The organism is Geobacillus sp., assembly GCF_017515625.1.
Taxonomy (GTDB): Bacteria; Bacillota; Bacilli; order Bacillales; family Anoxybacillaceae; genus Geobacillus; species Geobacillus stearothermophilus.
In genome coordinates, this window is the sequence record NZ_JAFWFM010000109.1 from 1 (window position 1) to 4,341 (window position 4,341).

Genomic DNA, 4,341 nt, shown 5'->3' on the forward strand with positions numbered 1-4,341 from the left:
CGTTCAGAAGTAAAACCGAGCAACTTTCCTAAAAGATGAATCGCGATGACCACGGCGTCTTCCTGTTTGACCAAATGGCGGTTGCGACGCTGTAGGTACATCTGAATCGATGACAGTTGAGCAGAAACAAAAACGAAAATGGCGGCATATTGCTTTTGAATCTTGGGCCCGATCTGTAGTAAAATGAAAGTGCTCTTGCATGGGGATTCTCCTTTCGAATGGCAGGTCGCACTTTCATTCTACAGGAGATCCGCCAGCAAGGGCTATTTTTATGCTTGCCCAAGTTTATCTAGCACCACGGGTAACCATAATAACATTATGTAAAAAATAAGCTCCCCCTGGCTCCCTGAAGGCGGGTCAATGACGGGGCAAACGACGGCAGGCGGCAATGCGGCCAGGGCGGTCTGGATAATCGGTGAACACACCGTCCACGCCCATGGCGCATAGGCGAGCGAGATCGTGTGGTTCATTGACGGTATAGACGTGAACCATGAGCCCGCGGCCATGGGCGGCGCGCACCCACTCTTCGGTGACGGCTGGGAGCGGCAAGCCGATGCCATCGGCATAGACGGCGATTTGTTGCAACAGCTCGTCGCGGCCACTTCGCGCTTCCTTTTCGCCGACCAATTGAATGAGCGGGACGCCGCGCGGGATGAGCGGGCGGAGCGCCTGCAAACTTTCTGGATGGAACGATTGAAACATGACGCTTCCGCGCTGGAGAACGCCGTGTTTTTGCAATAGGCGGGCGACCGCCCGTTCGATGCCGGGCTGTTTCGTTTCGACGTACAACGGAACGTTTACACGTTCCGCTTTCAGCATCCGAACCACCTCATCAAGCGTCGGAACGCATTCGCCGGCAAAGCGTGGATCGAACCACGATCCGGCATCCAATTTTTTGAGCTCACGCAATGAAAAATCGCTGACCCGCCATGGCGACCGGTGTGGGTAAACCGTTTCGACATTTGTCGTCCGGGCGAGCGTCGCATCATGCAGGGCAACGAGCTTCCCGTCTTTCGTTGCGCGCACATCGACTTCGATATAATCGGCATTCATGCGGGCGGCGAGGCGGTAGGATGAGAGCGTATGCTCCGGCGCGTGTCCGGACGCGCCGCGGTGGGCGATGACGGTGGTTTTCGGCTGGCTGGGTGGCTGCCAGGCAGCCGCGGCCGCTAAGACGATCGGCAGCGATAACAAAAACAATGCGCAAAGATAGATGCGAAAAACCGTGATCCGGCGCATAGACATCTCTTCCCTTCCAGTATCATATCAGGAAAACAAGTATTAGGGGAATACGGGGTGATATAGTGGGGAAAGGGTGCTTGTACCGATAGTGTCGCACATCAAGCAAAAGAATATTCAGGTTGATGCATAACGTGCACCATCATGTCGCATACTGTAAACGACAACAAAACGTTGGGCTATAGCCAAGCGGTAAGGCAACGGACTTTGACTCCGTGATGCGCTGGTTCGAATCCAGCTAGCCCAGCTGAATCGCCGGACGGGGCTCGTTCGTCCCGGCGGCCAAAACGGCTTCCGCCATGTTGTGCGGGGCCGTTTTTTCGTTCGCCGGAAAGCGGGGACGAGAACATCTTTTTATCGTTTTCAGCGGCCCCGCAAGGACACGCATCCGATGCCCGAGCAGAAGCAGCGCCGCAAAAAAATGTGGTGTCGGCAGGATTTTGACGAATGGTGGCGAATGAAAAAACGAAAGGGGAGAGGATCATGAAAACAGCTGATTTATGCGATCAATGTTTAGATGAGTTGCAAGTGTGCGAACTTTCGTTTCAATCGTACGGCGGAAAACGGATGTTTTCCGGGCCGATCGCGACTGTCGACGTGTTTGAGGACAACGTCCTTGTCCGTGAGCGCTCGAGACGGTGCCGTCGGGGACGGTGCTCGTGGTCGATGGAAAAGGCTCGCGCCGCGTGGCGCTATTAGGCGACCGGTTGGCGCAAATCGCCTGCGACCGGGGGCTTGCCGGCGTCATCATCCACGGCTGCATTCGCGATTCGGCGGAAATCGGCCGCATGCCGCTTGGGGTCATGGCGATCGGCACGTGCCCAGTGAAAAGCAAAAAAGAAGGAAAAGGCGCCCGCGACGTTGTGCTCGAGTTCGGCGGCGTCCGCTGGGAGCCGGGCGCATACGTGTACGCCGATGCCGACGGCGTTGTCGTCGCCCGCGAAGATTGGTCGGCAAAAAACGGTTGACGCCTGCCATCAAGTTGTACTACGATGAGAACGGATGCTTGTTCCATGACAAGATCAATAGGCGAGAAACAAACAAGGTGCCTAAGCCTGCTCTAGGGTTTGGGTGAAAAGGGAAGCCCGGTGAAAATCCGGCACGGTGCCCGCCACTGTGATGGGGAGCTTTGCGGCAACAAGTCACTGAAGGATGCTTCGGGAAGACGCCGTCAAGCGATGATCCTAAGTCAGGAGACCTGCCTTGTTTGGATCGGACGGATGCCTACGGGACTATAGGCAGACGTGCGGGAGAATGATGGCTGCATTGGGCCTGTTTGGGCCGTTTACGGCTTTCGTATACATTTTTCTGCACCTCTGCTGTAGAGGTGCTTTTTCTTTTGCCGAAAACCTGCCCGTCTGTCTGCGTCTAAATTCTATCATTCTAGCCAAAAAGGGGGGATTCGGTGGCGACATGGGATTTGCGGGGAATGAAGCATCATGTGCTCATTTGCAACGGAGGGACGTGCCTCCGCCATGGCGGGGATGATGTGACAACGGCGGTGCGCGAGGAGATCGCCCGTCTCGGGCTTGACGACGCTGTCCATACAACAAGGACGCGCTGCAACGGACGATGCCAAGACGCGTGCGTGATGATCGTCTATCCGCAAGGCGTCTGGTATCGACAGATAACGCCGGAGCGGGCGAAGGAGGTTGTGCGCGCTCATTTGGGTGAGGGGGTTCCGATGCGGGAGTGGGCGACGTATGAATACGAAGGCGAATTGGTGTTGACGCCAGCCGGCGAACGGGAGGCGCCAAGCGGAAAACGGAAAACGGAACATGCTGCGAAAGGAGTGAAGGGATAAATGAAGAGAGCGGTTCGATGGAGCAAAATGGCGGCTTTGTTCGTTTCCTATTTTTTGTTGACGAATGAAAATGAAGCGTATGCCATGCACATTATGGAAGGATTTTTGCCTGTCAAATGGGCGCTGTTTTGGTGGCTGTTGTTTTTGCCGTTCTTTGTGTTCGGATTGCGGCGGCTTGTGCATACGCTGAAGCAGCACCCCGAACATAAGCTTCTGATGGCGTTAGCTGGCGCGTTTACATTTGTATTGTCGGCGTTGAAAATTCCATCCGTCACCGGCAGCAGCTCGCATCCGACCGGGATCGGCTTCGGCTCGGTTTTGTTTGGACCATGGGTGATGGTGGTGATCGGCACAGTCGTTCTTCTCTTTCAAGCGCTGCTTCTTGCCCACGGAGGAGTGACGACGCTTGGGGCCAATGCGATGTCGATGGCGATCGTCGGCCCGTTCGTCGCGTACGGAGTGTATCAACTGTGCCGAAAAGGGGCGGTATCCAATCGAGCGGCTTTGTTTCTTGCCGCTTGTTTGTCTGATTTGGCTACATATGTCATGACGTCCCTGCAGCTTGCCCTGGCGTTTCCGTCTCCTGATGGGGGAGTCACCGCCTCGTTTTTGAAATTCGCCGGCATTTTTGCCATTACTCAAGTGCCGTTGGCGGTGACGGAAGGCATCATAACGGTAATCGTCTGGAACTGGCTTTCCTCCTATCAAGCTTCTCCGCTGTTCCAAAAGGAAAAGGAGGCGTAATGCGATGAAGAAAAATGGCTTGCTCGTGTTGCTGGCTGCTTTGCTTGTCATCATTCCTCTTTGGTGGGCGCGCGGATCGGAATTCGGTGGAACGGACGATCAGGCGGAAAAAGCCATTCAAACGCTCAACCCGCATTATCGGCCGTGGTTTGAGTCGATCTTCACCCCTCCAGGCGGCGAAGTCGAAACGCTTCTGTTCTCGCTGCAAGCCGCGCTTGGCGCCGGCGTGATCGGCTACGTCGTCGGGTTGTACAAAGGGCGTTCGGAGCGGAAAAACAGCCATGATTCGCGAGTTTGACCGTTGGGCGTATGACAACCGGCTGCGGGCATGGCGGGCGGAGTGGAAGCTGATCGTGGCGTTTGTTATGCTTGCCGTTGTCATGATGGGCGGCTGGCGCGAACAATGGCTTGTGCTCATCGGAATGGCGTATTGGATTGTCGCTCGTGCACGAGTGCCGTTTTCCGTGTATGGAAAAGCGATGCTCGCCGCCTCCGTTTTTTTAGGGCTCAGCCTGCTGACGCTCGTTGTGTCCGTGTCGGTTCCTTTTCAAATA

The 4,341-nt window shown here is 55.5% G+C and carries 4 protein-coding genes, 1 tRNA gene, 3 pseudogenes and 1 riboswitch; of the genes and pseudogenes, 6 read left to right on the plus strand and 2 right to left on the minus strand.

Translation table 11 applies throughout. From position 1 onward, the window contains the following. Together IKE44_RS06800 and IKE44_RS06805 are read right to left on the minus strand one after the other, a co-directional pair. A pseudogene (locus IKE44_RS06800) lies at nucleotides 1–201 on the minus strand (IS982 family transposase); the annotation flags it as partial. A 156-nt stretch (nucleotides 202–357) separates the two neighbouring features. Continuing rightward, entirely contained in the window at nucleotides 358–1,239 is an 882-nt protein-coding gene (locus IKE44_RS06805) for a glycerophosphodiester phosphodiesterase family protein (RefSeq protein WP_064213504.1), read from the minus strand. Nucleotides 1,240–1,414: 175 nt separating this feature from the next. Here IKE44_RS06805 and IKE44_RS06810 point away from each other — a divergent pair. From IKE44_RS06810 to IKE44_RS06835, 6 genes and pseudogenes are all read left to right on the plus strand, one after another. Then, nucleotides 1,415–1,486: transfer RNA gene (locus IKE44_RS06810), tRNA-Gln, on the plus strand. A 236-nt stretch (nucleotides 1,487–1,722) separates the two neighbouring features. Continuing rightward, nucleotides 1,723–2,207, plus strand: a pseudogene (gene rraA, locus IKE44_RS06815) (ribonuclease E activity regulator RraA). A gap of 58 nt (nucleotides 2,208–2,265) precedes the next feature. Further along, nucleotides 2,266–2,459, plus strand: a riboswitch (cobalamin riboswitch). A 185-nt stretch (nucleotides 2,460–2,644) separates the two neighbouring features. Then, complete coding sequence (locus tag IKE44_RS06820) at nucleotides 2,645–3,043, plus strand: (2Fe-2S) ferredoxin domain-containing protein (RefSeq protein WP_033016979.1); 399 nt, start codon at nucleotides 2,645–2,647, stop codon at nucleotides 3,041–3,043. 27 nt (nucleotides 3,044–3,070) lie between these two features. Beyond that, a complete protein-coding gene (locus IKE44_RS06825) occupies nucleotides 3,071–3,787 on the plus strand; it encodes an energy-coupling factor ABC transporter permease (protein ID WP_230581405.1) in 717 nt (238 codons plus the stop codon). A gap of 4 nt (nucleotides 3,788–3,791) precedes the next feature. Further along, nucleotides 3,792–4,085: an energy-coupling factor ABC transporter substrate-binding protein gene (locus IKE44_RS06830; RefSeq protein WP_011231298.1), complete on the plus strand. Its 294-nt coding sequence runs from the start codon at nucleotides 3,792–3,794 to the stop codon at nucleotides 4,083–4,085. After that, nucleotides 4,069–4,341 (plus strand): annotated as a pseudogene (locus IKE44_RS06835) (cobalt ABC transporter permease); the annotation flags it as partial. The gene IKE44_RS06830 and the pseudogene IKE44_RS06835, both read left to right, overlap by 17 nt.

Bases quoted from the DNA above. Each gene is read 5' to 3' on its own strand.
- IKE44_RS06805 (WP_064213504.1), bottom strand. From the start codon at position 1,239: ATGCGCCGGATCACGGTTTTTCGCATCTATCTTTGCGCATTGTTTTTG.
- IKE44_RS06825 (WP_230581405.1), top strand. From the start codon at position 3,071: ATGGCGGCTTTGTTCGTTTCCTATTTTTTGTTGACGAATGAAAATGAA.
- IKE44_RS06830 (WP_011231298.1), top strand. From the start codon at position 3,792: ATGAAGAAAAATGGCTTGCTCGTGTTGCTGGCTGCTTTGCTTGTCATC.